Here is a 26,941-nt window from a genome sequence, read left to right on the forward strand (position 1 = left end):
ATGATGATTTAAAATTTGAAATATGGGATTACCTTTTATTGAGATTATTCATGCTGTAACACCCGATCCTAATTTGCTGATGTGGAAGTTTGCTGATGCAGACCAGGAAATTAAGAATGGTGCCGCATTGATTGTGAGAGAAAGCCAGGCAGCACTTTTACTAAATGAAGGTCAGTTGGCTGATACGTTCAGGACTGGAAAATATACACTGAAAACGGAGAATATTCCGGTATTAACCCGGTTGAAAGGCTGGAAGTATGGTTTTGAGAGCCCTTTCAAAGCGGATATTTATTTCTTTAATACGCATCTGTTCATTAATCTGAAATGGGGGACACCGGCACCTGTCCTGATGCGGGACCCTGTTTTTGGGCAGGTACGTATACGGGCTTTTGGTACCTATAATATTCGCATTACTGATGTTGGCAGGTTTTTTAGTGAATATGCAGGTACCTACCCGAGGTTGACTATTACAGAACTCGAAGTGCAGCTACGGGATTTTATTGCCCCTAAATTTGCTGAGGCCATGGCTCAGGCAAATATAGCTGTGGTAGATGCAGCAGGAAGTATCTCTGCACTAAATGAAAAAATTCAGCCATTGATCCAACCATATTTTACTGATCTGGGGGTAGAGGTGAACAAATTTACTATTACCAGTGTGACTTTACCGGAAGAGGTACTCAAAAACTATGATCAGGTAACAGGGATGAATATGGTAACAGATATTCACAAGTTTTCTCAGTTTAGTGTTGCCAGTGCTATAACTCAGGAAAATTCAAATATGGGAGATGCGGCAAGACAGGCGGTGGCACTGGGGATGATTATGAATCAGATAAACCCGGTTTCAACAGCTGGGCCAGAAGATATTTCGGGGAAACTCAAAAAACTGAAAGAGCTTTTTGAAGCACAACTGATCACTGAAGATGAGTATACTGCTAAAAAAGAAGAGTTGTTAAAACTACTGTAAGAAATACTGCAGATATGAACGAAAAAGACAAGACTTTAAGTTACCTGGAACGATTGAAGCAGCAAGCTGTAAACCAGGAGAATTACGGGGGTGAAATCAAAGCCGAAGAAGCTAAGATGGAAGTCAGGGATTGTCCGGAATGTGGTGCCGGCCGTGCTTTCCATCAAGGGCTTACTGTCTGTGCTTATTGTGGGTTTAAATTTATGGATATCAGGCTGACTGATGGGCTGTATATCCGTAAACAAAATAATTCTTAGCTGATGTCTGGGGTGTTGGAGAAAATCGGGCAGACTCAGGATAAATGGTTTGTTTTTCTGGATAAACTGGAGTCCCGTATGCATGAAATCTGTACGGCCGCTGTACCCGAAATCCGGGAAGTTTTTGAGCAGGACAGAGATCCTTATAAACGTGCTCATGGACATCTGCTCATGGGTTTACGTGGGCAAATCAACCAGATGCGAAGTAAGGCAAATGAGGTCAGAGAAGAAAAAATATTTCAATTTATTGATGGAATAACTTCTGAGCTCCCAGGCCATGGTTTTTTTACGGGCTCTCATGACCGCTTATATACTTTTAGAATAGCTTGTATAAACAGACATAATCTTTTTGAAGAGAAGATAGCTTTTTATATGTCTTTACTAAATAATGCAGCAGGGGAGCAGGATCTTGAAGCTGCTTACCAGGAGCAATTGCAGGCATTTGAAGCTATCCGCGATCAATTTAGTTGTAAGCAATGCGCTGGTCAAATGACTATTCCTGATCTCTTTTTCATTGCGACATATGTTACTTGTCCGTTTTGTCAGACTCAAAATACTTTTATACCCTCTACCGGGGCACAAATGGTATTACATCAGGCGCGGAGCCTGGCAGAACAGCGTACCGCTCATTTGCTTAAAACTTACGAAGAAAGCAAACCGAAAAATTCATTGTTGTACAGGCAATATTTACGTTCCATGTTTGATGAGTGGAATAAAATTGTCCCCGATATGGCTGAGGAAAATGAGAAGTTTTATCAGCGTTTATTACAAGATCACCTGAATTCAATTAATCATTATTAAATAAAAATCACATGTCTGAGAATCCATTATTAACACCTATTCACGGTATTACTTTAGAAGATTACAGTGCTGCATGCGCAAAATTAGGAAGCGGTTTGAGTGAAGCTGATGTCGCAAAGGCTCTAGGAATAGAATTTCCGGTATGGCAGGAAGTCAGCCTGCTCTGGCCTGAGCGTATGAAACAAGACTCGACTTTTCATATTGTAACGCTTTTTGGTCAGTATTTTGGTGAAGCTGATAAAAATCCCAAATTCAGTAATTTAAAGGCTGAAGTTTCGGCCCAAGGGACAACTAATATTGAAAAGATAAAAACTGATAAGGATTTTTATCAGGAACTGGAAGTCGCCAGGCAGGTAGCTTACGAATACGGACTGGATGGTGCCCAGTGGATCGCAGATCAATATGCTATTTCTATTGGGGATTTCCAGATTGCGGCTTCTTTGTGGAACGGGCAGATCCATCAGGATATCCAGGCTGATTATGCAGGGTACAACCGGAGACAGGATGGTTATAAAAAGAAATATGAACAACTGTTTGCTGCGGCTCAGGGAGGGAATTTAGCTGACGATATTGAGTTTTAATTTGATGGGGTCGGGTTGGATAAAATCCGTCCCCATCATCGTTAACCAGGTTCTACGACCCCGAATGGTTTATAAGGACTTAAATTGAAAGTAAAGTTACCATAGGAGTCTGTTCCTTGATTGCCTTTAATCAATGCTCTGATTGTGTATTTATACTTAGGATTATAATGATCAACCTTTAAGTTATATTGAAAGGTTTTGGTCTTATTTGTTCCTCTGAAGGTATCAGCTAATCCTGCATGGACATCACTTGAAATTACTTTCCCATTTTCCAGCAGGTCAACCTGTGCGATATCCATATAATTTTTACCTTTTGTATAGTAAAAGCCCGCATAGACCCTGCCATTAGTATACACTTTCCGGGTTACATCCCATTCGTGCGAAACATAGGCAGTTGTTAAATCCTGAGGTGACCATTTACCTGTGATATATCCCCCTGGTTTATAGTAGTCTACTTTCAGGTTGTTTAATCTTGGATAATGTGCTTTTAAACGGGTCTTAAAATCTACTATGTTTTTGTCTTTCAAAGCTACCCAGCTACCTTCTGCTAAGGCAATCAGTCTGGGAAACAATTGTACGTTAACGTCTTTGACATCCTGTGCCAGCGCAGGCCACATATTAGCCTGTTCTCCCAGCACATATTTTTCCTGCGCTGCAGTTAACCCTTCTGAAGGGTTATAGTTATATACAACATCCAATGAATTGATATTGCTATAGGCAAGATCACTTAACGTACCATCATTCCGGTCGGCCTGGGTGATATCAAAGTAAACGTAATCACTAGGTGTTCCTACGACTTCAAATTTGCCCTTAGCAGCTTCAATAATTGCCTCCTGACCAAGCCAGGACATCATTGCGGTACCTGCCAGTTGATTGGGATCACCTTCTAATATATCATTCCAGCCCATTGGCTGACGCCCTTTTGATTTAATGATGTTAATCACCCGGGCTACAAAATAAGATTGTAGCTCTTTTCCGTTTTTAAGGCCTTTGGTTTTCATAAATTCCTGAATCCGGGGTTCCTTCTCCCAGATGACATGACGGACTTCATCCCCACCAAAATGGATATATTTTGAAGGGAAGATATCGACTATTTCACTAAAAACATCATCCAGAAAAGTATATAGCTGTTCATTGCTGGGGTCAAATAAATTTGGTGTAAACTGATTGCCCCAAACGCCCCATGAAGCCAGGAAAGGAAAAACATAAGGTGGGTCTAACTTTTTATTGCTGCCTAATTCGGGATAGGCAATGATGGCTGGCCAGCTATGTCCGGGGATATCAATTTCAGGAACGATAGTGATGTTGCGTTCTTTCGCATATTTTACCAAATCGCGCAGTTGCGCTTGCGTATAAAATCCGCTTCGGACAGCAGGTTGTTGAAACCGGTCTTCAAAAACGGTAGATTTTTTTTCGGTTAGTCTGGGGTATTTTTTGATCTCTATTCTCCATCCCTGATCATCTGTTAAATGTAAATGGAAAACGTTGAGTTTGTATAAAGCCATGATGTCGAGATATTTCTTAACGACACCGGCACTGTAGAAGGTCCGGCTAACATCGAGCATAAAGCCTCTCCATTTGAAACGGGGTTTATCAGTTACAGCTAAACAAGGAATAGTCCAGACTTTTTGATCGGGATTGCTTTTTTCTATTCCGGCAGGTAATAACTGACGCAGGGTCTCGATACCGTAAAATATGCCTTTTGCATCCTGAGCTTCAATGATAATCTGTGATTTTGTGATGGTAAGATGGTAGCCCTCTTCACCGGTATCGGTCAGGGAAGGGTTAATTTTAAAGATGATCCCTGTCTTTGATGACGCTTCTTTTCCCTGGGTGATTTTTGTTACGGGTATCATCAGCTGTGTAAAAAAACTTACAACGGCTTTTATTTCCTGATTACCTGAAGAAGGAGCGTATAAGATTGTTTGTTTACCGAACCGGAAACTTCCTGGCAACTGTTCTATCCGGGAGGGTTTTGGAATAATATTGACAGGCTTATTTTGTGCAAATGCAGCAATAAACAAAACGTTAAAAAGCAGAAATAATAGATTTGATTTCATCAGGTAAAGTTTAGGCGTGATCTTTTGCTAAAGCATGGTTTTCTTATGACTAAGCTATTTAATATTCTGTTTAACGGATAAAATAATGATGCACAAACGTTTGCACGAAATTTCCCGTAAAGGAGGATATGACCGAATTCCATTCATCCCTTTAATTCTACCACTCGTCGGCTTTGCCATTTTTTTAGGGTGATCAACTATCATATTCGTACTGTGATTTAATTACAGTACGAAATAAACCCTTAAAAATCTAAAATCGAATGAAAAATCTAGCAAAATTACTAACGCTGTTATTGGTCTTTACCGGAATGAACTGCTTTGCCCAGAAATCAGATTTTCCAGCTTCTGTATTATTGGGACTTGAACAGTGTAAAAAAGCTGAAAATTCTGAAGATGCAGCCAAAGTAGCCACTTACTTTGAAAGTATTGCAAAGACCGCGACCAAGGAATGGACGCCATCTTATTATGCAGCATATTGTAATCTGTATGCAGGTCTGCTCACAACAGATAAAGCAGTAAAAGACCAGTACTGGGACAAAGCCTTGCTGGAAATTGATCAGGCCGATGCGATATCTGCAAATAACAGTGAAATTTATGCATTGAAAGGCTATCTTCAATTTATGAAGATGAGTATTAGTCCGATGTCGAGAATGAACTACATGGCGGAATCTGCCGAATCGATGGAAAAGGCCGCGGCTATTAATCCTGAAAATCCACGGATCTATTTAATTAAAGGACAGGATATCTATTATACTCCTGAAGCTTATGGTGGCGGACCGGCAAAAGCTAAGTCATTGCTGGAAACAGCAGTTTCAAAATTTGCTACCTTTAAGCCAGTAAAAGCAGTTGATCCAAACTGGGGAGCAGATTTGGCAGTAAAATTAGTAGCAAAGTGTAATTAGTCAGGTATGTCAGATCGTGTTCAGCATCAGGAAGCTTCAATAAATAATTTCTCCAGTAAAAAGTGGTATAAGGTAAATGGTTATGGATTGGTCAGTGGGATGGGTATCGGACTGGTTCTTTATCTTTTAAACTGTGCCTTTAAGGGAGAGTGGATTAATCTTAGATCTCTCTTTTTTCAACTGATATTTAGTATTGTCATAACCTTTTGCATTATAAACAGCATTTTTATTTCGCAGAGACTGTTGAAACTGACTAACGAAAAGGGATGGCTTTTTCTGGTCGTATATTATCTTTCAAGTATCATTGGTATGCTGGTCGCGATAGAAGTGATCTACCTGATGCAGGCATGGATCTTTAATCATGAATATCACTTTTTTCACCTGGAAGAAGCCAGGTCCAGTATCATGATTGTCATCATTATATGTACTGTTATCTATGTTTATACTTTTCAGAAAAGAGTCATGCAAACAAAATTACGGGAGAAAGATATTGCGGTTCTCCGGCTCAGCCAGATGAAAACCCGGGCTGAGCTGGCTACACTGCAATCCAAGATTAATCCTCATTTTTTGTACAACTCTTTAAATGCAATTGCGAGTCTGATTCATGAAAATCCAGATAAAGCAGAGCGTATGACCATACAGCTTTCTAAATTATTCAGATATAGTATCAATCAGAATCAGGAAAGCCTGGTGACTGTAGAAGAGGAGATGGAGATTGTCAGTACTTACCTGGACATAGAAAAGGTGAGGTTTGGAGACCGGATCAATTTTATATTATCAGTTGATAATGAACTGATCAAAACTAAAATCCCGAGATTTCTGATTCAACCACTGATTGAAAATGCCTTGAAACACGGGCTCAAAGATATGGTCAATGGTGCTGAACTCCGGATTGGAGTTCAGAAAACCGATAAGATTATAATTACGATTGGGGATAATGGTGTTCCTTTCCCTGATGAACTGGAAACCGGCTATGGTTTGCAGAGTACATACGAAAAACTAAAACTGCTTTATAATGAAGATTATGAAGTACAGATTACGAACCAACCTGTCAAACAGATTACGATTTTTATCCCTTTTATAAATGAATAAGTGCTGGAATACCCTGATTATAGATGATGAAGAACTGGCAAGACAACGATTAAAAAGACTGCTTACTCCCTACGAATGTATAAACATAGTTGGTGAAGCTGCAAATGGTGCTGAAGGTTTAGAGCAAATAGAGAGACTTAATCCGGATCTGATATTTCTAGATATAGAAATGCCGGTTTTGAATGGTTTTGAGATGCTTGGCCGATTGGGTAAACCACCCAAGGTGATTTTTACTACGGCCTATGATCAGTATGCTGTGAAAGCTTTTGAAGAGGAGTCAGTTGATTATCTGCTTAAACCTGTTGAAGATGAGCGTTTAGCGAAAGCGGTTAACAGATTGCAGTCTTTGCAGCCTGGCACTGACCATCCTATTCCACTTGACCTGCTGCTGAAACAACTACAGGTTAAAAAGGAAATTAAAACACTGACAGTCAAAATAGGGGACAGAATCCTGCTGGTTAAAATTCAGGACCTTCTCTATATTGAGGCTGAAGAAAAGTATGTGTTTTTAAATACGGTTGACGGGAAACGGAATCTTACAGATTTTACGATTACTTCACTGGCAGAAAAACTTCCGGATCAGTTTGTCAGAATTAACAGAGGAACTATTATCAATTCAGAATTGATTAAAGAAATTAGGCGTGGTTTTAACGGGGCTTTTTTCTTTATCATGAATGATTTTAAAGAGACAAAATTGAATTCGAGCAGGAGTTATAATGCAGTACTAAAGGATATTTTTGATATTTAAAGAATATTTATCTTAAGAAAAGCATTATGATAGAGATTGGAATTGATAGTTTCGCGGCCAGGTCATCGGGTGATGATCCTGCTGTAATCAGTAATGAAGATGCTATTGCACAGTTACTTCAAAGAATAGTACATGCTGATGAGGCAGGTCTGGATGTATTTGGTATCGGTGAGCATCATCGTAAAGAGTTTCTGGATTCGGCACCGGCGGTTATTCTGGCTGCGGCTGCGGCGTTGACTAAGCGCATCCGTCTAACCAGTGCGGTAACTGTTTTGAGTGCAGCAGATCCAGTACGGGTGTTCCAGAATTTCGCTACACTAGATCTGATTTCAAGGGGACGTGCAGAAATGGTAGTTGGACGAGGTTCGTTTACAGAGTCTTTTCCATTATTTGGTCTGGATATTGAGAATTATGATGCACTTTTCTCAGAAAAGCTTGACCTTTTGCTTCAGATCCGCGGGCATGAGATTATCAACTGGTCGGGGAAATTCCGTCCTGCACTCAAAAATCAGGCGATTTATCCCAGACCGATGCAAGATCCAATACCCATCTGGATAGGAGTAGGAGGTACACCAGAATCATTTGTACGTGCAGGCAGATTAGGTTTACCACTAATGGTTGCCATTATCGGTGGGGAAACCCATCGGTTTCGCCCATTGGTTGATCTGTACAGGGAAGCAGGAAAAAGAGCGGGACATGCCCCGGAAAAACTAAAAGTAGGATTACATTCCCTGGGGTATGTGGCGGGTACAACAGCAGAGGCTATGGATGAATTTTATCCGGGATACGCAAAAACTTTCACTAAAATTGGTAAAGAACGTGGATGGCCACCGGTAACACGAGCTCAGTTTGATGCGCAGGCTGGTCCAACAGGTGCGCTGCTAGTTGGAAGTCCCGAAGAAGTGGCGCAAAAAATTCTTCATCATAGTAAGGCTCTCGGGGGTGTCAACAGGGTAACTTTCCAGATGGATCAGGCAGCATTACCACAGGCAAAAATACTGAATGCTATAACTTTATTGGGTAAACAGGTAAAATCTTTGTGCAATTGTAATTTGATCTATTCTTGATGCTGGGTTAACTTCTTGCTTATAGGAGAAAGCTAATTTTGGAACGAGATTTATTGACAAAATGGAAAGAAGAAAAGCGCTTAAAAATATCGGTGGATTGCTGGTATTGCCTGCTATTGGGTTTGCCGGTGTAAAGACAGCAACACAGCCCGTTTTAAGAGTTGCACATTTAACAGACGTACATCTGAAGAATGATCTGGGAGCGCCAGAAAGATATACCAGGTGTTTACATCATGTACAGCAGCAACATCCTAAAGTGGACCTGATCCTGAATGGAGGGGATGTGGTCTTTGATATGAATAAGGAAAATCTTCAGGCGATTGAAGCACAATGGAAACTGACACATTCCATTATCAAAAATGAATGTGCCTTACCCATTCATTATTGTCTCGGAAATCACGATATCTGGTGGGATGAAAAAGATAAGGGAGAACCTTTATATGGCAAAAAATATGCTTTGGAGCAGTTGAGTCTAACTAAACCCTATTATAGTTTTAAAAAAGCAGGATGGAAATTCATCATCCTGGATAGTGTTCACCTGGATATAGATAATACCTGGTATATCGGTAAATTAGGGGATGAGCAGTTTGCCTGGCTGGAACAGGAATTGAAAAACACTGATCCTTTGGTTCCTGTTTTGGTGATGTCACATATTCCGATTTTAACAGCAACTAACCTGATCGAGGATGATACTGTAAATAAATGGGTGATGCTTGGGGGCGATATGCATACCGATAATGCTAAAATAATCGGTCTTTTCTATAAGCACCCGAATGTTAAGCTTTGTTTAAGTGGTCATATTCACCTGCGTGATAAAGTCGTTTACAACGATGTGACCTATATCTGTAATGGCTCTGTCAGTGGGGCCTGGTGGAAAGGGAACAGGAGGGAGACCGCAGCGGGATATGGTTTGCTTGATTTGTATGCAGATGGTAGTTTTACGGAGAAATACATTAACTATTAAGTAGAATTTCACCGATTTCTATAGAACTGGGTGTTTTATATTAAAGCTTTTTTATATTTAATATCGAGTAACCTGATTCCATGAGATTTCCACTGGATTTGAAAAATATTATTGCTGTTGTACCAGTAGCTATGGCTATTGTAGATCTGGAAATGAAATTTCTTGCTGTTTCTGAAAAATGGGTTGCTACTCATGGACATGAAGGCATTGAACTTATTGAAAAAAGCTACACTGAAGTTTTCCCTCATATGGACGAACAATGGTGGTGCCTGCTGGAAGAATGCCTGAAGGGCAAAAGACAACAGGCTGTCAAAGAGCATCGGTTTAACCGTTCTGATGGCTGTACCTCGTGGCTACGATGGGAAGCCAGACCCTGGTTGACGGAGGAAGGCAGGATTGGTGGACTGATGTTGTATAGTGAGGACATTACCGAAAAAAAGAATATCAGCTTAAATGAAAAGCGATTCCAGTTGTTCATGGATTATTTTCCAGGACTTTGCTGGATGATGGATGATCAGAATGTCCTGAAGTACGCTAACAAAAATTTTCTGGAAACCCTTAACTTATCGGAAGAGGTTCTCGGTAAAAAAAGTGAAGAGATATTTGGGCTGGATATAGCCCAGAGTGCACATGCAAACAATCTCGAAGTTTTGCGCACCCGACAGAATATGGAGTTTTACCAGACCATCAGGGATCAGCAAGGACATCTGCAGTACTTCAAAACCTACAAGTTTCCATTTCTTGACGCGCAGGGAGAAGGAAATATAGTTGGTGCGATTAGTTTTGACATTACTAAGAACAAACAATTAGAGGAAGACCTGTATCAGAGTGATGCCCAATTTAAACAGGCATTTGAACATTCTCTGATTGGTATGGCCTTAATCACCCCTGAAGGAAGATGGATCAGGGCAAATAGCAGTTTGTGTAAAATATTGGGTTATACAGAAGTGGAATTACAACTGTTACATATTCAAGATATTACACATCCGGATGATTTGGCGCTGAGTATGGCTTATTTAAAGGATCTGGCCGATGGAACAACCGAAAATGTAAAGGTCGAAAAAAGATATATCCATAAAAATGGAACGGTGATCTGGGTTGTGGTCTCTGTAACGATGTTAAATGACAGCATGGGAAACCCTCTCCACTATGTTTCTCAGATCGAAGATATTACGAAAAGGAAAGAGATAGAAGAAGATCTGTATCTGAGTGAGAAAAAGTACCGTACTATTTTTGAAAATGTGCAGGATGTATTTTACCAGACTAATCAGCAAGGTCTGGTAACTGAAGTCAGTCCATCTATAGAACAATATTCAGGTTATCTCCGGGGTCAGATTATAGGCCATCCTGTGACTGATTTCTATTATTATCTTCAGGACAGGGAAAGGATCGTTGAAATATTAAGAACAGAGAAATCTGTGATCGATTTTGAGGTAAGGTTAAAAACAAGCAATGAGGAATTGCGTTATGCTTCGGTCAATGCCAGGTTAATTATAGAAAATGGCAAAATTACTGGGACCGAAGGAAGTATGCGGGATGTGACTACCAGGAAATTCCAGGAAAATGCGCTTAAAGCCTTAAATACAGAGTTGACTGCTTCCAATGAGCAGAAAAACAGGTTATTGTCCATTATTGGTCATGATCTGAGAAATCCTATATCCGGAAGTTTGCAGCTCCTGGATCTTACTTTAATGGGATTTGAATCTACTTCTGCAGATGAATTGCATGAATATCTCTTTATGATGCAGCAGGAACTTTCTCATGCCAATGAATTGCTGGAAGATTTACTGACATGGGCGAAGTCGCAGTTTAATTCGGTGAGCTTTAACCCTGTTGAAGTCAGTGATATAGCAGGCCTGATTCAGAAATGTATACAGCTCATCTTACCAATGGCCCAGAAAAAAGGAATTGGTATTTCCTTGTCTGTCGGAGAAGGCCTGGCTGTCATGGCTGACCGGGGGATGCTCGAGACCATTATCCGGAATTTAATTTCTAATGCAGTTAAGTTTACGGCAAGCGGCGGTCATATTTTAGTGAAAGCGATTACCGTTGGTAAAGGCGTGAGGTTCTCCGTTACTGATAACGGACAGGGAATACCTGAAGAAAAAATAAGAGAACTCTTTGATAAAAACTCAAATTATACTACTTACGGAACCTCTGGTGAAAAAGGGACAGGATTGGGGCTGGATCTTTGCTATGACTTTGTACTTAAACATGGCGGGGAGATTACCGTTGAAAGTGAACAGGGAGTTGGCAGTACTTTTTATTTTACTATACCCGGATAATTATAAGTTATGGGACACGATCATCACCATCACCACGACCATAGTGTAAAACTGGAAAATATAAACAGGGCGTTTATAATCGGAATTATTTTAAATTTCTTATTTGTTGTCATTGAAGTGGTGGTCGGGCTCTCCGTTCATTCTCTTTCTCTGCTTTCTGATGCCGGTCATAACCTTGGTGATGTTGGTGCGCTGGCTTTGTCCCTGCTGGCTTTCAGGTTATTGAAAGTGAAAGCAGATGAGAAACACTCTTATGGTTACCGGAAGGTATCTATTCTGGCTTCTCTCTTTAACGCGATGATATTGTTAATCTCTGTTGGTGTAATTTTATACGAAGCTATCCTGCATATCTGGCATCCTGAACCGTTACCAGGACTAACAGTATCTATTGTAGCAGGTATTGGTATTGTAATCAATACAGCTACCGGACTGCTGTTTATGAAAAACAAAGAGAAGGACATTAATGTAAAGAGCGCTTACCTGCACCTGATGTCTGATGCATTGGTATCAGCTGGTATTGTCATTGCTGGTATCATTATTTATTTTACAGGCTTTTATAGGATAGATAGTATAGTGAGTATACTGATTGCGTGTTTCATTCTTTATTCTACCTGGAACCTGTTGAAAACGAGTATGCGCTTATCAATGGATGGTGTTCCTGATGATATCCATCTGGATGAAGTTAAAACTGCTTTTCTAAAAGTTGCAGAAGTCAGAGATGTGCATCATATTCATGTTTGGGCAATCAGTACGGTAGAAAATGCATTGACCGCGCATGTTGTTTTTGCAGATAATCTGCCGGTGGAAACTATCACAAAGACCAAGGATAAGCTAAAACATGCCCTGGAACATATGAATATCCAACATGTTACGCTCGAAACAGAATCAGAAACTGAACGTTGTCAGCAGCTTCATTGCAATTAGATTACTTATTTTTTTCTTCAATCCATAGGGAGAGGTATCTGACACTATTTACTGTATGATGTAAAAGAATCTGTCCGATAAAATTATGATTACGATGAGTCTTTAAATTACTGAATAAGTTCTTTACTCTTTCTGTAAAAGAAGTACTGAACTGTCGTCTGCCATAACGGGCGTTAATCAATTGAATTCCGTTCTGCTGACATTGCAGCCACCAGTCTTTATCCTCATAGAGTCTGGCAGCCTGATGAACAAAGACTTCGGGATCATCGGTAATAACACCGTTCCAGTCCAGTTCACCTTTCATGGCTTCTGCACCTATGGTAGTAGTCACAGATGGGGTGCCAGTTTGCATGGCGTCTATAAATTTCCCCTTTACACCAGCACCAAACTGGATGGGGGCAAGCAGTATTCTATGATTTGCAATGATTTCCCTTGCATCTTTTGCACGGCCGTGCACATGGAAATTTTCCTTTTCATTATTTAGCTGCAATACTTTTTGGGAAGTATAGGCACCGTAGATATGAAGGATTGCCCTTGGGAGTTTTTTTCTTAACAAAGGCCAGACCTTTGTTTTTAAGGTTTGAAGGGTATGCCAGTTGGGTTCGTGTAAAAAATTACCAATAAATACGAATCCTTCCCGCTGTTCAAAACTATTCCAGTGCTGACTGATTTCAGGGGTAATCTCTTCTTCTAAAAATGGCAGATAACAGATTAATGACGGATCTATTTTATATTGGATCCGCAGGATATTCATTTCGGTTTCTGAAATGATTAATGATAAATCGCAGCGGAGTATAGAGGCGATTTCGCGTTTAGCTAGATCTGTGTAGAAATCAATTGTGGTATGGCCATTTTTTAGGGCCTGTTGTCTGGCCTGACGCAGTGAATGAAGATCCTCCGTGTCTAATATACGCAGGGCATCAGGGCATTCCTGCTGTACTCTCCAACCGTATTGTTCCTCGGTCATGAAGCGATCAAAAAGTACAATTTCAGGATTAAGTTCTTTTAGAAAAGTGTTAAAGCTGTCATCATTTAATTTGATTTCCTTTTCCGTCACATTTATTTTTCCGAAGTCAAAACTGAACTCACTTTTAGAGGCTGCAGAAACAAAAAAAACCTGACAGGACTCAGTTAGAAATAAATTGACTAACTGGATCATCCTTGTCCCTGCCGCTGATGAAGTTGGTTCAGGCCATACCAATCCGATAATCAATACTCTTTTTTGATGCATTCCTTTAAAATTTATGCAAAATAGAGGTTTTTAATACACAATTTTAAAACCCTCTGTGATTATTCCTAATTTTGTCTGGAAGAAATTAAAATTATCTCATGCTTGGATTAAAATTATTGACAGACCCGCGTTGGGCAAATATCGCAGAATCGAATTTAGAAGAGATACTGACCGATCATGCCTGGTGCGAACAAAAAGCTGCAACTAATGCAATTACATTGATTGCAAATAATTCTGAGTATTTAGATTTAGTGGAAGAACTGACGGCTATTGCGATTGAAGAGATGCAGCATTTCCAGATGGTTGTAGATATTATCAAACAACGTGGTTATACACTGGGTCGTGAGCGTAAGGACGATTACGTAGGTCGTTTAGTGAAATTCAGTCGCAGGGACGGGAGCCGGAACTCTGCTTTTATCGATCGTCTTTTATTTGCTGCTATGATAGAGGCGAGAAGCTGTGAGCGTTTCCGGGTACTGTCATTGAATATCAAAGATCAGGAACTGGCTAAATTTTATCATGATTTAATGGTTTCGGAAGCCGGTCATTATACTACATTTCTGAATTTTGCCCGTAAATATACAATCGATGTGGATGTAGATAAAAGATGGAAGGAATGGCTGGAGTTTGAAGGTGAACTGATTCAGAACTTCGGAAATAAAGAGGCTATCCATGGCTAAATAGGCACTAAATAGAAAAACAGATTTGGTGATCTGCGAAAATAACCGGAAATTGGATAAAAGACTGTGCCTGAAGAATTTTAATTATTTAATTATCAGAGGATATGCCAGCTGAGCTCATCAATCTTTCTTCGACCCATTTATATGGTGGTGAAATATTAAAAGTATTTTTATCAGTCCTGTTTGGAAGTATTCTTGGTTTTGAGAGAGAAATCCGCGGCAAATCGGCAGGGTTCCGTACCCTTGCGCTAATCTGTTTTGGCTCAACCATTTTTACAATTTGCTCTTACTTGCTGGGGGTAACTGATAACCGCGACCGGATTGCGGCCAATATCATTACCGGTGTAGGTTTTTTAGGAGCTGGTGTCATATTCCGTAATACTATAAATGTTTCCGGTATTACTACTGCAGCATCCATCTGGGTGGCTGCGGCTATTGGTATGCTGATTGGCATCGGTGAATACCAATTGGCTGTTATTTCACTGGGCTTGTCATTAATTATTCTGTACGCGATGGATTTTATCCAGTTCTGGATAGATTATCGCTTCCAGCATCGTGATTATATCATCGTTTTTAAGGATCAGTATCCTTCTGGTCCGATACATCATCAGCTTAGAACCTTAAACCTCCGGACGAACAATACCAAGGTGTTGCGGTCAGGGGAACAAATTACACTGGAAATGCAGGTAACAGGAAAGGGGAGCAAATTAGTGGTGTTTAATGACTGGTTATTAGAGCAGGAGACTGTTCAATCTTTTGAGTGGTAATTTTTAGTATTAACCTTAACAGAAATGAATACTATTGTAGATAGAATTGAAAAATTCAATGCCCCCCTGATCCCGGATATGGTTCAGTTGAAATACAAGGCTATGGCCGAAAGTCCCTTTCGTTTTTTTAGAGGTACCTGTCACCTTTTTTATGAAGATCTGGTCAAGGCAAAGGGGTTTCCTACCTCTCCTCTGGTCTGGATCTGCGGTGATTTACATCTCGAGAATTTCGGAAGTTTTAAAGGGAATAACCGTCAGGTTTACTTTGATCTGAATGATTTCGATGAATCAATGTTAAGTCCTCTAAACTGGGAGCTGGCCAGGGTTTTAACAAGTATCTATGTCGCTTTTGATACGCTCAAATTAAAAAAGACCTTAGCTGATGAGATGGTCTCTGCCTTCCTGACTAAATATGCCGAAACGCTAAAAACTGGTAAAGCCTATTATATTGATCCAAGGACAGCGGATGGAACAGTGAAAAGTTTTCTGAACGGAATTGAACTCAGAAAAGAAAAAGAGCTGATCAGTAAAATCACTGGAGGGGTTAAAAAACTGGATATAAAAATTGATAATCTAACCCATTTTAAAATAGATAAAAAATTAAAAGGCGAACTGATAGTGCATATCACAGACTGGTTAGAAAAGACACCTGCATGGCCTAATAATTATAAGGTCAAAGATGCCGCATTTCGTGTGGCTGGTACAGGAAGTATCGGCTTAAAACGGTATATGTTTTTATTGCAGGGCACTAAGAAAAAAGATAAGTTTTTACTGGTTGAACTCAAGCAGGGAACTACCTCATCACTTGCACCTTATAATAAAGTCCCTCAGCCGAAATGGACTTCAGATGCTGAGCGGATGATCACGACTAAATACCGGATGCAAAATGTATCACCAGCTTTATTGAGTACCACAAATTTTAAAGATAATACTTATGTGTTACAGGAAATGCAGCCATCGGCAGACAAAATAAACTTTGAGTCTCTGGCCGGGAATGTCAAAGATCTGAAATGTGTATTAATGGATATGGCCATATTAACTGCTGCAGCACAATTACGAAGCAGTGGGATCCAGGGGTCAGCAATTAATGATGAATTAACGGCTTTCGCGCATCAGGATAAATGGCATAAGCCATTAATAGCTTATGCTACAAATTATGCGGAACAGGTGAAAAAGGATTATAAGGAATATATGAACTGGAGGCTTGGGGAATAAATTTCGGCCTGTGCGTCTGATTTAAAAACAATCTGCCGGTAATTATAGTTTAATAACTAAGCAAAACTATAATATGAAAGCAAAGATTGGAATTAAAGAAGAAAACACTAAAGCGGTTTCTGAACAATTAGCCAAATTACTGGCTGATGAGTTTGTTCTTTATACAAAAACAAGAAATGCACACTGGAATGTGGAAGGGCCGGACTTTCATACCATGCATCTATTTTTTGAAGCCCAGTATATAAAACTGGATGAGTTAATGGATAGTGTGGCGGAAAGAATACGGAAGATAGGTCATTATGCGCCAGGGACTTTAACCCAATTTCTTAAGCTAACCCATTTAACAGAGGCTAATGACCGGCAGAATACCAGTTTAGATTATATCAGGGAGTTGGTAGAAGACCATTCCAGCATTATTGAGTTTGTAAGAGGGAACATTAATCCATTTGCTGATGAGTATCATGATCTGGGTACAAGTGATTTTATCACGGGTTTATTACAGGATCATGAAGAAATGGCCTGGATGCTTCGTTCGCATTTGAAATAGTATATAAAAAAAGAGGTCTGAAACTTAAATTCAGACCTCTTTTTTTATAGGATAAAATTTTTAGAAATCACATCCTTCTGCAGGTTTGATGTTTTCTTTATCCCTTGTGAGTACGGCCACTCCATCTTTAAAAGTGACAATCCAGATGCTATCATAATCGTTGTCAGGCCATTGTAGCTGATCATCTTTTACACCCAGGCTTCTGACGATAGGGGCAATCCCTTTATGCTCCCATAAGATCAGTACTGTGCCGGTTCTGCTTTTCAGATCCGAAGCAATACCCAGAGAATCACGTTCCTGATGACTACTGTTGATGACCAGATTGTATTTGGCCGCTAAAGGCATTACCGTTTGAAACATCCTGGAATGTTTGGTTGATTCGCCCAAACCAATTGAAGGAACGAATGTAAAGGCTGGTACACCAAATTTAGCCTGAATTACCACTGGTAATTTCATAGACCTGTTTAATCCCTGGCAGTTGAGGTTATCTCCTTTAACAGGCTTCTCACCGTGACGGATAAATACAATTCTCAGCTCATTGGATTGAGCAGAAGCAGTATATCGGCTGAATGCTGTAAGTATCACCAGCATGGTTATTATTTTTTTCATTTTATTTTTATTAGTGTTGATTTCCTATACCACTTAATTGATAACAGCCAAGGTCTGCACCTGGTAAAGTCGGATCGGATAAACCGTAAACTTTATCCAGAGGCACCACAATTAGAGGTTTAATAGTTGTATTTCCTTTACCAATTAAAGGAGAGCTTGCCAGTATCCTGAAATTGTAAGTTCCAACTGCCGAATATTGAGCCAGAGGATGTCCGCTTGTTGGTAACGGAAAGTTAAGGAACATAGGATTGTTTTTTTGTACAGCATCAGCTCCGTTGTAGATCGCTCCGGGTGTATAATTAGGTGGAAGATAATTTGCGGATGTACTGATGGAAGGGATGTCTGTAGTTTGTGGTTTGGTAATATAACCGGTAGGGTAAAACTGGTTGGCTACACTCACTGAGTCGGCCCACTGATAGTTATTTCCATAAGATAAATGGGCAATATCTGCTATAGGGCTTCCAACAACACGATAACCATATTTGCAGTTGATCGCCACGTTATTATAATACATACCCATCGCACCTTCTTCGTAATTGATACATCCACCGCGACCGCTTTGGGTCTGACGGTATCCGCCACTGATAAAGGTATTGTTATACATCACCAGATTAGTCTGTGGTGCACCGGTGGCTTGTCCTTTATTGGAAGCTTTTTGTCCGTTGGTAGCTGTACCGATGAAGAGGTTATAAGCCATTGTTCCTACTGTACCACCTTTTGCATTTAAACAATCGCCTCCATTAGACCCGTTTTTTTCAAAGGTATTACGGAAGATGGCAATTTTACCCGCTGAAATACGAACCGGATCATCGACACCACCATATAACCAGGAATCTTCCATAATGAAGTTTCCTTTATAATTGGCAAACAGGATGCTGTATTGATTTCCTGCACCAGAACCAGCTATGGTAGCTGTTGCTTGTCCTTCGGTTAAACCAGCATACTCTACATGTGTCCACCTTAATACCATTAAGTTACAGGTAGGACCACCAATAATTCCTTTCCATTTTCCTGCATAAGCAGGATCTAGTGCGGATGTTAATCCACCAGGCTGATCATTTTTAACTACTCCGGGAATGGAGATATAGTTTGGCTGGTCTTTGGAACCATTACTCACTAATGTACCCAATACGATCAGACTGCTTTTAAGTCCCATATTTAAAGTAACTCCTGGCTGCATCAGTAAGGTATCTCCTGCATTAATTACTAAATCACATCCATCTGAAACGGTATAGGTTTTTCCGGAAAGCATAGTGCCTTTTACAGGGGCTACTGTACTTCCTCCGTTACAAGAGAGAGGGACTTTATCACTTACCGGATTTGCAGCCGGAGGAGTGTAACTATAGATATCTGTGTGTTCTCCTTTCCATTTCTGACATGCAGTAAAAGATGCTGCTACCACAAACAGCATAATTGGGATGAGTATTCTTTTCATTAGAATATGTTTTTTATAATTGAAATCGCTATTTGTTAGAATTTGTATCTGAAACCACCCAGAAACATCGTTTTGTAATAATCACTCTGTACCAATGTCTGATTGCTTATATCTTGTTTAGCCAAAAATTCCTGTTGTTTAGCATCCAGACTTGCATGTGGAAACTTCAGGTATATTTTGCTTGCTGCATTGGTTATATTGTTGATTTTTCCATAAAATGATAGTTTCTTAATCAATGTTTTCTCAAATGAAAAATCTAGCTGGTTATAGGCATGCTGGTAGAAATCAAGGTTGTAATATGGAGAAACCTGAGCTAATCTTTCGCCTGTGTAAACGAAGGCTAGTTGTATATCAAGTCCCAGATCACTGCTTTTATAAAGTATAGAAGCATTACCTACGTTATTGGCCTGTCCTTGTAATGGACGTGTCTGATCTACAAATGATTGCTGTAAACCTAGTACAGGATCGTTGAAATAAAGCAATTTGCTTGTTGTAATCCTGGAGTGTGTGTAAGTGTAGTTCAGCGAGAAACCAATTTCTCCGAAAAATTTGGTAGCCAATGCTTCAAAACCGTAGTTGGTCGCTGCACCAGGATCATTCTGTGGTTTAATTACCTGTGAACTAGGGCCACCATCTCTGACAACAAAATACTCAATCGGATTATAAATCCTTTTATAGAAGGAACCTATTAAAAACTGATCTGAACCACCTGGGAAAAATTCATATCTGACATCGGCATTATCGGCAGTGATATGTTTCAGGTTGGGGTTTCCTTCTTCGTCATAATACTGACCTGCAATTTTGTAGGGTACCAGTTCACCAAAACCCGGACGGCTGATGGAGGCAAAATAGGAAGCACGCAGATTCTGGTTGTCAGATAAGGTATATTTTAAATGAAGACTTGGCAATACATCGGTATAGAGCATTTTTCCCGATCTCTGTGTAACCGTAAGAGGAGATTGAGTAGCATAGGACATATTGGTGTTTTCTACACGTACACCACCTAAAACCTGAAGTTTAGGAATAACATTAAATTTTAACTGAAGATATTCTGCGTTATCATCTTCTTTAACGGAATAATTGTTTTGTAAATCGGGATTGTTACTTCCGATTCCGTCTGCAGCAGAATTAAATGCAAATGGGATTGCACTGAAATTATCATTGAACAAAGTAGATTTACCACCGGTCAGGCTATAGGTGATATAATCTGCATTCCGGTTTTTATGGCGGTATAAACCTCCTATTGCAAATTCTACATCACGCCCGGCAATAGTATGATTATAGATCAGGTTACCATAACCCGCAATATCTTTATCTGTATTGTCCTCCCAATGATGGGTTAGATGAGTATTGTTATCAATTTCAGCAATTATATTATGATTATTATCTAAAGATTGATTGGCATCATAAGTAAACTCGGTTCTGTCCGGCATATGTCTGCTGGCGATAGAGTATACACCATCCCAGTTAAAACGTAGTTTGTCGCTTAGTTTATGATCACCATGCAGGGTCGCATTATAAATGCTTTGCTGAGTCAGTGTATTTCTCTGTGACAGGGTAATCTGTTTGTTTAAATTAGTTGAATTTAATCCCAGACCGAGTGTATCAGCGCTTAGTCTTGACTCAAATTCATTCTGATGGATGTATAAATTGTACAGGGACAGTTTATTGTTATCATCTATGATATAGTCAATTTTATTGTGAATACCGAAGCGTTGTGTCTGCGTAGAATATTTTCTGTCGTAGGAATCGGAAAACTGAGGTGAGTTAGGCAAAGGGATTGCCGAAGGCTGTGCGTTTGGTGTAAGCTGTTTAGAATCAGATCCACGGTAGATATTCTGATAACTTGCTGATACAATTACACCCAGTTTACCATCTAAAAACCTATCTCCAATGGTGAGTCCTGCTGTTGAACTGAATGGACTGGAAGCATTTCTCTGGCTGCTGAGCGCCCTGTTATTGAAATCACTATACGTAGCAGCGTAATCATTACCGTTGACAGCAGCAGGGGAGTTCCGGTTTGGTGAAGCATTAAAATTTGTAAACGGTCTGGAAGATGAGAACAGAGTCGACAGACCGCCTGAAATGTTTGCACTGAATACAAATCTGTCAGGTGCACTTTTCATGGCCAGGTTCATTACACCACCTATTGCATCTCCTTCCATACTTGGAGTAAGGGCTTTAATCACTTCGAGTCTTTCCAGCATCTCTGAAGGAAAGATATCCATAGGTACGAAACGATACTGGTTGTCCGGACTCGGTATTTTGATACCATTAACCAATGTTGTATTATAACGCTGATCCATTCCGCGGATAATTGCATATCTGCCTTCTCCGCTTGATGAACGCTGTATGGTTACACCACTTACACGTTGTAAGGCATTAGCCACTGTAACATCCGGCAAAAGCTGGATAGTATTGGCTGAAAGAATATTCTGGATCATTGGAGCGTTCTTTTCCAGGCCACGTGCAGAACGGTCAGTTTCTTTATTGGCGTGACCCGTAATCATAGTCTCATCCATGTCAATGCTGGCATCGTTTAAAGGAACGTTGATGAGTTTAGTCTGGTTAATGGCGAGTGTACCTTCAAATACTTGAGATGGTTTGTAACCAACAAAGTCAACACTTACTTTATAAGGCCCTGGATGTACATCTTCAAAAGAATAGGAGCCGGTTAAATTAGCAGAAGCTACCTTAGTTGACTTTCCCCGTGTCAGTTTAATTGTAGCTCCAATCAATGGTTCTCCGGATTTGGAATCTGTTACTTTTACTTTGATAGTTTGTGCCATGGAGCTGAGCGTAAACAGCAGTCCGAAGGACAGAAATAATAATGATTTGTGGATTAAGTAAAGGTGTTTCATGAACAATGATTAATTTTTATGCAAAGAGAGCAGTTGAAATCTGGAGGAAATCTGATTTTTATAACTGTGCACAGATCAGTAACGTAAACATAATATTAGGTTAATATTGGAAGACGTAAAACCATTTTTAAACAATTCATATAGCAGACTACTGCTGATTTTAACAAGGATCAGTCAACTACAAATTCAATTCAGAATTCAATCGTATTTATGCGGAAAATTTAATTCTTATTCATGCAGAAACTTTACGTATTCAGTTTTCTAATCCTTTTTTCTATTCCTTTTTTTGTCTTTGGTCAGTCTGCCGGTTCGGTATCGGGTACTGTGACTGAGTTAAAATCTAAAAAACCTTTAGCCTTTGTCAATGTCATCCTGAAAAATCAACAGAACAATACAGTCATCAGACATGAGGTTACAGATGATCATGGTGCTTATACTTTTAAATCAATTCCTGATGGGAATTATTATGTTCAGGCCACTTATATAGGTTATAATAATTATAAGACATCATCTTTTTTAGTGAATAACCTGCACCGGAACATCAGGGAGAATATTATGCTCGATAATCCTGATCATACACTTCAGGAAGTGACGGTAAGTTCAAAGAAGATGGTCTATGTGAATTCGATTGATAAGAAGGTTTATAATGTAGATCAGGATATGATGGCAAAATCGGGTTCTGCCAGTGATGTCCTGCAAAATGTACCTCTGGTACAGGTAGATATTGATGGAAATGTAAGTTTAAGGAATTCTACAGTCACCATTCTGATCAATGGTAAAGTATCCCCCTTAATGGGGACAAATGCTGCGGCGGTATTACAACAGTTGCCAGCAAATAGTATAGAAAAAATAGAGGTGATTACAAACCCTTCAGCGAAGTATAAACCAGACGGGACAGGAGGGATCATTAATATTGTACTCAAGAAAAATGTAAAACGCGGACTTAATGGAACAGTAACGGGCAATCTTGGGGACAGGGGACGTTACAATACGAGTACTTCACTTAATTATAATACAGGTAAACTGAACCTGTTCGGGTCTTATAGTATTAAACAGGATGACCGGTTGAGGACAACCACCAATGACCGGACACAAATTAACCAGCAGACTGGAGTATCTGGTACTTATCATGATTTTTTAACAGCAAGAGCACATCCGTTTTCTAATATAGCAAACCTGGGATTTGATTATACAATTGATAAAAAGAACAGTTTCGGTTTGACGGGTAATTTTTATTTGAGGAATCTGCATAAAGATGATGTGACCAATAAATTGGTTAACAACCCTGTCGGTAATCAGGATTATGACCGGTTCAGGAAAAATTTTGAACAGGAAAAATCTACTGACGGAGCATTTTATTTTGAACATGGTTTTAAAAAGGAAGATCATAAAATACGTTTTGAAGCAAACCTTGCCCATTCTCCTGAATCAGAAGATAATCATTACAGCAACGTTTACCGGATGCCTGCTATTGCTGATGAAATGGATAATACGCTGATCAAACAGACAGCAGATATCAGACAGGTTGCTGTCGCTTACGAAAATCCCTTATCTAAGGATAGTAAACTGGAGGCAGGATATGACGGACAGTTCAATAAACATGATCTGGATTTCTCAGGTGCGTTTTATAATCCGGCAGTTCAACAGTTTGTACCAGATGTTCAGAAGACCAATCATTTCATTTATAAAGAGAATATACAGGCAGTTTATGGAACGTTTACACAGGCTTATCACCAAATGACAATGATGCTGGGCGTCAGGGGTGAGTATAGTAATATTGATTCACATCTGATTACCACCGGAGTTGACATTCCGAATCATTATTTTAAAATCTATCCAACCCTGCATCTGAGTTATAAGGTGGCGGAAAATAAAGAATTACAACTGAATTACAGCCGCAGGGTCAGAAGACCACAAGCTGATGACCTGAACCCATTTGCTGAATATGCTGATCCTACAAATATCAGGGTAGGCAATCCATATCTTTTGCCAGAGATTATTAATTCTGTGGAAGCAGGTTATAAATGGAGCAAAAATGGAATAAGTCTTTTACCGGGTATTTATTACCGGTATACCGTTAACCGGTTTACCGCAATCACTGAACCGCTGAATGATTCTGTACTGGTTACGCGCCAGCAGAATCTGGCCAATGACCGTGCTTTTGGTGCCGATGTCGTGGTTTCTGCTAATATTCAGGATAAACTGATCGTCAATTTCACTCCAAATATTTTTTATAACCAGATAGATGCATCTAATCTGGGGTATAGCAATAAAAAATCGACAGTAACCTGGACTGCTAATTTAAATGCCAGTTATAGTTTAAATACGTTAACTACCTTTCAGCTCAATTCTACTTATAAATCGGCCCGTTTAACTCCACAGGGAAAGTATTTACCTAGTTATGTTATGAACTTAGGGGCAAAAAGAGACGTTTTGAATAAAAAGGCATCTATATATCTTACAGTATCTGATGTATTTAAAACGCAAAGACAGGAAGCAAACTTACAGAGCCTGTACCTGATACAGCATGTGAAAACGATAAGTAATTCACGGATCATTTATCTCGGTTTCAGTTATAATTTTGGAGTAGTGAAGAAAAAGAAGGACATGCAGTTTGATAACAGTCTGTAAGGCCTGAATTCTTTTATCTTTGATGCTGAAATTATAAGGTTATGATAGATTTGATCAGCCAGCCCTGGCCCTGGTACTTCTCTGGTTTAGCAATCACTGTGGTGATGATGTTATTGGTTTATTTTGGTAAGTCCTTTGGATTTTCTTCAAACTTACGAACGCTTTGTACAATAGCTGGCGCTGGTAAATGGAACAGCTTTTTTAATTTTGAGTGGAAAAGCCAGCGATGGAATCTATTGTTCCTGGCAGGATCTGTGATCGGAGGTTTTATTTCTTCTCACTGGCTGCAGTCGGGCACTCCATTAAACTTATCGGAGGCCACAATTACCGATTTGCAGAAAATGCATATTCAGTTTGACGGGCAGATTGTTCCGGCACAATTGTTTAACTGGCAATTTCTTTTGACAGTAAAGGGGCTGTTTATCTTTCTCGGCGGAGGTTTTCTGATCGGGTTTGGCAGCCGCTATGCCGGGGGATGTACCTCGGGCCATGCTATTAGTGGTCTGTCAAACTTACAAATGCCTTCATTGATTGCCGTAATAGGTTTTTTTATTGGCGGTCTGATAACCACTCATTTTATTTATCCATTGTTATTTCAATAGCATCCTGATGAAGTTTTTAAAATATATACTAACCGGAGTTTTCTTTGGTATAGTCATGAGTAAATCCGAAGCGGTATCCTGGTACCGGATACAGGAAATGTTCAGATTTCAGTCTTTTCATCTATTCGGGATCATCGGTACTGCCGTAATTTCGGGAGTGGCCTTTACCTGGCTGGTTAAAAAAATGAAAGGCAAAGATGATCAGGGGCAACCTATCCTTTTCCAGGATAAAGACAAATCCTGGAAACGATATCTTTTTGGAGGGACTATTTTCGGATTGGGCTGGGCTCTGACAGGTGCTTGTCCGGGGCCTGTTTTTGTACTGCTGGGTCAGGGCTACCTGGTCATGCTGGTCGTGATCTTAGGGGCACTGATCGGAACTTATACTTATGGTGTGTTAAAAACACGGTTACCTCACTAGCTAATATCTTCTTATTATGGCGCTTATGCCCCGGTTGATTCTTTCGGCCGGGGCATTCTTTTTAATTCCTGAATTCTTTAGGAATCGATTCCTGACTTTGATATAACAGGTTTTAGTCCTGTATTTCAGGTAAGTATTTCTTCTTTTTCTTTTCTGAAAATTGCTTTTTATCGATGCTTTATGCCCTATTCATCGGTAGAAACCATCATGATTTCTCAAATCACATAACGATTAAATATGGAATCATGATCGCTTCATAACCGCTAAAAGACAAATATAAACTGATGAAAAATAATTAAAAGCTGCTTTTGTACTATAAACTTTCACTTTGGTCGAAGAAATATTTTTAAGGAAAAATAATCGGACATATTTGTTTCAACAAAAGAGAACAAGTGATTTGATCAACCAATAATTAACTAAAATATTATGAAAAAGAAAATTTACAAAACTGAAACTGTTAAGATTCAAAAAGAAATAATTGGAAAGTTCGCAGTTAATTTATTAAGTAATCAAAACCCGGGTTTTGATAATACAATGCCCGATACACAAACAATGACATCTTCAAGTGGAATTATATTATAATGATTATGAGAAATGATTTTTTTGACCTCGACAATAGCGAATTCAACGCTTTTAATGAAAATGAATTGAATATGATAATGGGTGGTGGCGGAGATAGCAATACAGTAAGTTTTCTGGAAATAGAACACTTATTTGTTGGAAAAGAAGAAGAAAACTAATAGTCATTAAAGTTTGAAACAACATAAATGAAACAATCTTAAACCTTAAAAATAAATAAAATGAAAAAAGTAAACCTATCAGAAAAAGTACAGTTAGACAAAGAAATCATTTCAAAACTGAATGATGATCAATTGAAAGAATTAGAAGGCGGAGCTGCTGAAAAAGAACTTTCATGTATCGGAGGAAACAACTCTTGTGCAAGCAAAACAATCGAAGCAGAAAGCTAGTCAACACAATTTTTAACCATTAAAATTCAACAAGATGAAAAAGGTAAATCTATCAGAAAAAGTACAGTTAGACAAAGAAATCATTTCAAAACTGAATGATGATCAATTGAAAGAATTAGAAGGCGGAGCTGCTGAAAGAGAGCTTTCATGTATCGGAGGAAACAACTCTTGTGCAAGCAAAACAATTGAAGCAGAAAGCTAATCAACACAATTTTTAACCATTAAAATTTAACAAGATGAAAAAGGTAAATCTATCAGAAAAAGTACAGTTAGACAAAGAAATCATTTCAAAACTGAATGATGATCAATTGAAAGAATTAGAAGGCGGA

The 26,941-nt window shown here is 39.3% G+C and carries 28 protein-coding genes; 23 read left to right on the forward strand and 5 right to left on the reverse strand.

From position 1 onward, the window contains the following. The first annotated feature begins 22 nt into the window (after positions 1-22). Genes HDF25_RS06570 through HDF25_RS06585 form a run of 4 tightly spaced genes read left to right on the forward strand, consistent with a single transcriptional unit; the run spans position 23 to position 2,603 of the window. Complete coding sequence (locus HDF25_RS06570) at positions 23-964, forward strand: SPFH domain-containing protein (protein ID WP_184623936.1); 942 nt, start codon at positions 23-25, stop codon at positions 962-964. A 14-nt stretch (positions 965-978) separates the two neighbouring features. Further along, positions 979-1,221 carry a hypothetical protein gene (locus tag HDF25_RS06575; RefSeq protein ID WP_184623937.1) on the forward strand — a complete coding sequence of 81 codons (243 nt, stop codon included), beginning with the start codon at positions 979-981 and terminating at the stop codon, positions 1,219-1,221. 3 nt (positions 1,222-1,224) lie between these two features. Beyond that, complete coding sequence (locus tag HDF25_RS06580) at positions 1,225-2,022, forward strand: hypothetical protein (protein WP_184623938.1); 798 nt, start codon at positions 1,225-1,227, stop codon at positions 2,020-2,022. 11 nt (positions 2,023-2,033) lie between these two features. Further along, entirely contained in the window at positions 2,034-2,603 is a 570-nt protein-coding gene (locus HDF25_RS06585; RefSeq protein WP_184623939.1) for a DUF6620 family protein, read from the forward strand. A gap of 41 nt (positions 2,604-2,644) precedes the next feature. On the opposite strand, the gene HDF25_RS06590 is transcribed toward HDF25_RS06585, so the two are convergent. Next, positions 2,645-4,663 (reverse strand): beta-N-acetylhexosaminidase, encoded by a 2,019-nt coding sequence (locus HDF25_RS06590; RefSeq protein WP_184623940.1) that lies wholly within the window; start codon positions 4,661-4,663, stop codon positions 2,645-2,647. Positions 4,664-4,923: 260 nt separating this feature from the next. Between HDF25_RS06590 and HDF25_RS06595 the strand changes: the two genes are divergently transcribed. The 7 genes from HDF25_RS06595 to HDF25_RS06625 all read left to right on the forward strand — a co-directional run bounded on the left by HDF25_RS06595 (position 4,924) and on the right by HDF25_RS06625 (position 12,645). Next, positions 4,924-5,565 carry a hypothetical protein gene (locus HDF25_RS06595; protein WP_184623941.1) on the forward strand — a complete coding sequence of 214 codons (642 nt, stop codon included), beginning with the start codon at positions 4,924-4,926 and terminating at the stop codon, positions 5,563-5,565. A gap of 6 nt (positions 5,566-5,571) precedes the next feature. After that, entirely contained in the window at positions 5,572-6,657 is a 1,086-nt protein-coding gene (locus HDF25_RS06600) for a sensor histidine kinase (RefSeq protein WP_184623942.1), read from the forward strand. After that, on the forward strand, positions 6,650-7,405 hold the full coding sequence (locus HDF25_RS06605; RefSeq protein ID WP_184623943.1) for a LytR/AlgR family response regulator transcription factor: 756 nt from the start codon (positions 6,650-6,652) through the stop codon (positions 7,403-7,405). Before HDF25_RS06600 ends, HDF25_RS06605 begins: the two co-directional genes overlap by 8 nt. Positions 7,406-7,431: 26 nt before the next feature. After that, positions 7,432-8,472 (forward strand): LLM class flavin-dependent oxidoreductase, encoded by a 1,041-nt coding sequence (locus HDF25_RS06610; RefSeq protein ID WP_221450868.1) that lies wholly within the window; start codon positions 7,432-7,434, stop codon positions 8,470-8,472. Between the two features lie 61 nt (positions 8,473-8,533). Further along, positions 8,534-9,436, forward strand: coding sequence for a metallophosphoesterase family protein (locus HDF25_RS06615; RefSeq protein WP_184623944.1), 903 nt, complete (start codon positions 8,534-8,536; stop codon positions 9,434-9,436). A gap of 80 nt (positions 9,437-9,516) precedes the next feature. Then, positions 9,517-11,721 (forward strand): PAS domain S-box protein, encoded by a 2,205-nt coding sequence (locus HDF25_RS06620; protein WP_184623945.1) that lies wholly within the window; start codon positions 9,517-9,519, stop codon positions 11,719-11,721. 9 nt (positions 11,722-11,730) lie between these two features. After that, a complete protein-coding gene (locus HDF25_RS06625; RefSeq protein ID WP_184623946.1) occupies positions 11,731-12,645 on the forward strand; it encodes a cation diffusion facilitator family transporter in 915 nt (304 codons plus the stop codon). A gap of 1 nt (position 12,646) precedes the next feature. Here HDF25_RS06625 and HDF25_RS06630 read toward each other — a convergent pair whose 3' ends face one another. Further along, positions 12,647-13,876, reverse strand: coding sequence for a glycosyltransferase family 4 protein (locus HDF25_RS06630; protein WP_184623947.1), 1,230 nt, complete (start codon positions 13,874-13,876; stop codon positions 12,647-12,649). Between the two features lie 98 nt (positions 13,877-13,974). Here HDF25_RS06630 and HDF25_RS06635 point away from each other — a divergent pair, with 98 nt between their 5' ends. The 4 genes from HDF25_RS06635 to HDF25_RS06650 all read left to right on the forward strand — a co-directional run bounded on the left by HDF25_RS06635 (position 13,975) and on the right by HDF25_RS06650 (position 17,085). Next, a complete protein-coding gene (locus HDF25_RS06635; RefSeq protein WP_184623948.1) occupies positions 13,975-14,556 on the forward strand; it encodes a tRNA-(ms[2]io[6]A)-hydroxylase in 582 nt (193 codons plus the stop codon). Between the two features lie 104 nt (positions 14,557-14,660). Continuing rightward, positions 14,661-15,323, forward strand: coding sequence for an MgtC/SapB family protein (locus HDF25_RS06640; RefSeq protein WP_184623949.1), 663 nt, complete (start codon positions 14,661-14,663; stop codon positions 15,321-15,323). Between the two features lie 24 nt (positions 15,324-15,347). Beyond that, entirely contained in the window at positions 15,348-16,538 is a 1,191-nt protein-coding gene (locus HDF25_RS06645; protein ID WP_184623950.1) for a DUF2252 domain-containing protein, read from the forward strand. 73 nt (positions 16,539-16,611) lie between these two features. Beyond that, on the forward strand, positions 16,612-17,085 hold the full coding sequence (locus HDF25_RS06650) for a Dps family protein (protein WP_184623951.1): 474 nt from the start codon (positions 16,612-16,614) through the stop codon (positions 17,083-17,085). 60 nt (positions 17,086-17,145) lie between these two features. Here the strand turns inward: HDF25_RS06650 and HDF25_RS06655 are convergent, their stop codons facing one another. Genes HDF25_RS06655 through HDF25_RS06665 form a run of 3 tightly spaced genes read right to left on the reverse strand, consistent with a single transcriptional unit; the run spans position 17,146 to position 21,990 of the window. Next, entirely contained in the window at positions 17,146-17,694 is a 549-nt protein-coding gene (locus tag HDF25_RS06655; protein WP_184623952.1) for a histidine phosphatase family protein, read from the reverse strand. 10 nt (positions 17,695-17,704) lie between these two features. Continuing rightward, positions 17,705-19,129, reverse strand: a complete 1,425-nt coding sequence (locus HDF25_RS06660) for a hypothetical protein (RefSeq protein ID WP_184623953.1) — start codon at positions 19,127-19,129, stop codon at positions 17,705-17,707. A gap of 35 nt (positions 19,130-19,164) precedes the next feature. After that, positions 19,165-21,990 carry a TonB-dependent receptor gene (locus HDF25_RS06665; protein WP_184623954.1) on the reverse strand — a complete coding sequence of 942 codons (2,826 nt, stop codon included), beginning with the start codon at positions 21,988-21,990 and terminating at the stop codon, positions 19,165-19,167. Between the two features lie 234 nt (positions 21,991-22,224). Here HDF25_RS06665 and HDF25_RS06670 point away from each other — a divergent pair, with 234 nt between their 5' ends. The 8 genes from HDF25_RS06670 to HDF25_RS25980 form a co-directional block, all read left to right on the forward strand. Further along, entirely contained in the window at positions 22,225-24,621 is a 2,397-nt protein-coding gene (locus tag HDF25_RS06670; protein ID WP_184623955.1) for a TonB-dependent receptor domain-containing protein, read from the forward strand. Between the two features lie 41 nt (positions 24,622-24,662). Beyond that, a complete protein-coding gene (locus HDF25_RS06675) occupies positions 24,663-25,223 on the forward strand; it encodes a YeeE/YedE family protein (RefSeq protein WP_184623956.1) in 561 nt (186 codons plus the stop codon). Between the two features lie 7 nt (positions 25,224-25,230). Continuing rightward, positions 25,231-25,644, forward strand: a complete 414-nt coding sequence (locus HDF25_RS06680; RefSeq protein WP_184623957.1) for a DUF6691 family protein — start codon at positions 25,231-25,233, stop codon at positions 25,642-25,644. Positions 25,645-26,070: 426 nt separating this feature from the next. Further along, positions 26,071-26,226 (forward strand): hypothetical protein, encoded by a 156-nt coding sequence (locus HDF25_RS06685; RefSeq protein WP_184623958.1) that lies wholly within the window; start codon positions 26,071-26,073, stop codon positions 26,224-26,226. Between the two features lie 5 nt (positions 26,227-26,231). Beyond that, complete coding sequence (locus HDF25_RS06690; RefSeq protein WP_184623959.1) at positions 26,232-26,384, forward strand: hypothetical protein; 153 nt, start codon at positions 26,232-26,234, stop codon at positions 26,382-26,384. 60 nt (positions 26,385-26,444) lie between these two features. Beyond that, positions 26,445-26,612 carry a class I lanthipeptide gene (locus HDF25_RS06695; protein ID WP_184623960.1) on the forward strand — a complete coding sequence of 56 codons (168 nt, stop codon included), beginning with the start codon at positions 26,445-26,447 and terminating at the stop codon, positions 26,610-26,612. Positions 26,613-26,646: 34 nt separating this feature from the next. Further along, positions 26,647-26,814, forward strand: coding sequence for a class I lanthipeptide (locus HDF25_RS06700; protein WP_184623961.1), 168 nt, complete (start codon positions 26,647-26,649; stop codon positions 26,812-26,814). A 34-nt stretch (positions 26,815-26,848) separates the two neighbouring features. Next, positions 26,849-26,941 (forward strand): class I lanthipeptide (locus HDF25_RS25980; RefSeq protein ID WP_221450872.1); only part of this gene is annotated, 93 nt, incomplete at its 3' end.

The organism is Pedobacter cryoconitis, assembly GCF_014207135.1.
In the GTDB taxonomy this organism is placed as follows: Bacteria; Bacteroidota; Bacteroidia; order Sphingobacteriales; family Sphingobacteriaceae; genus Pedobacter; species Pedobacter cryoconitis_D.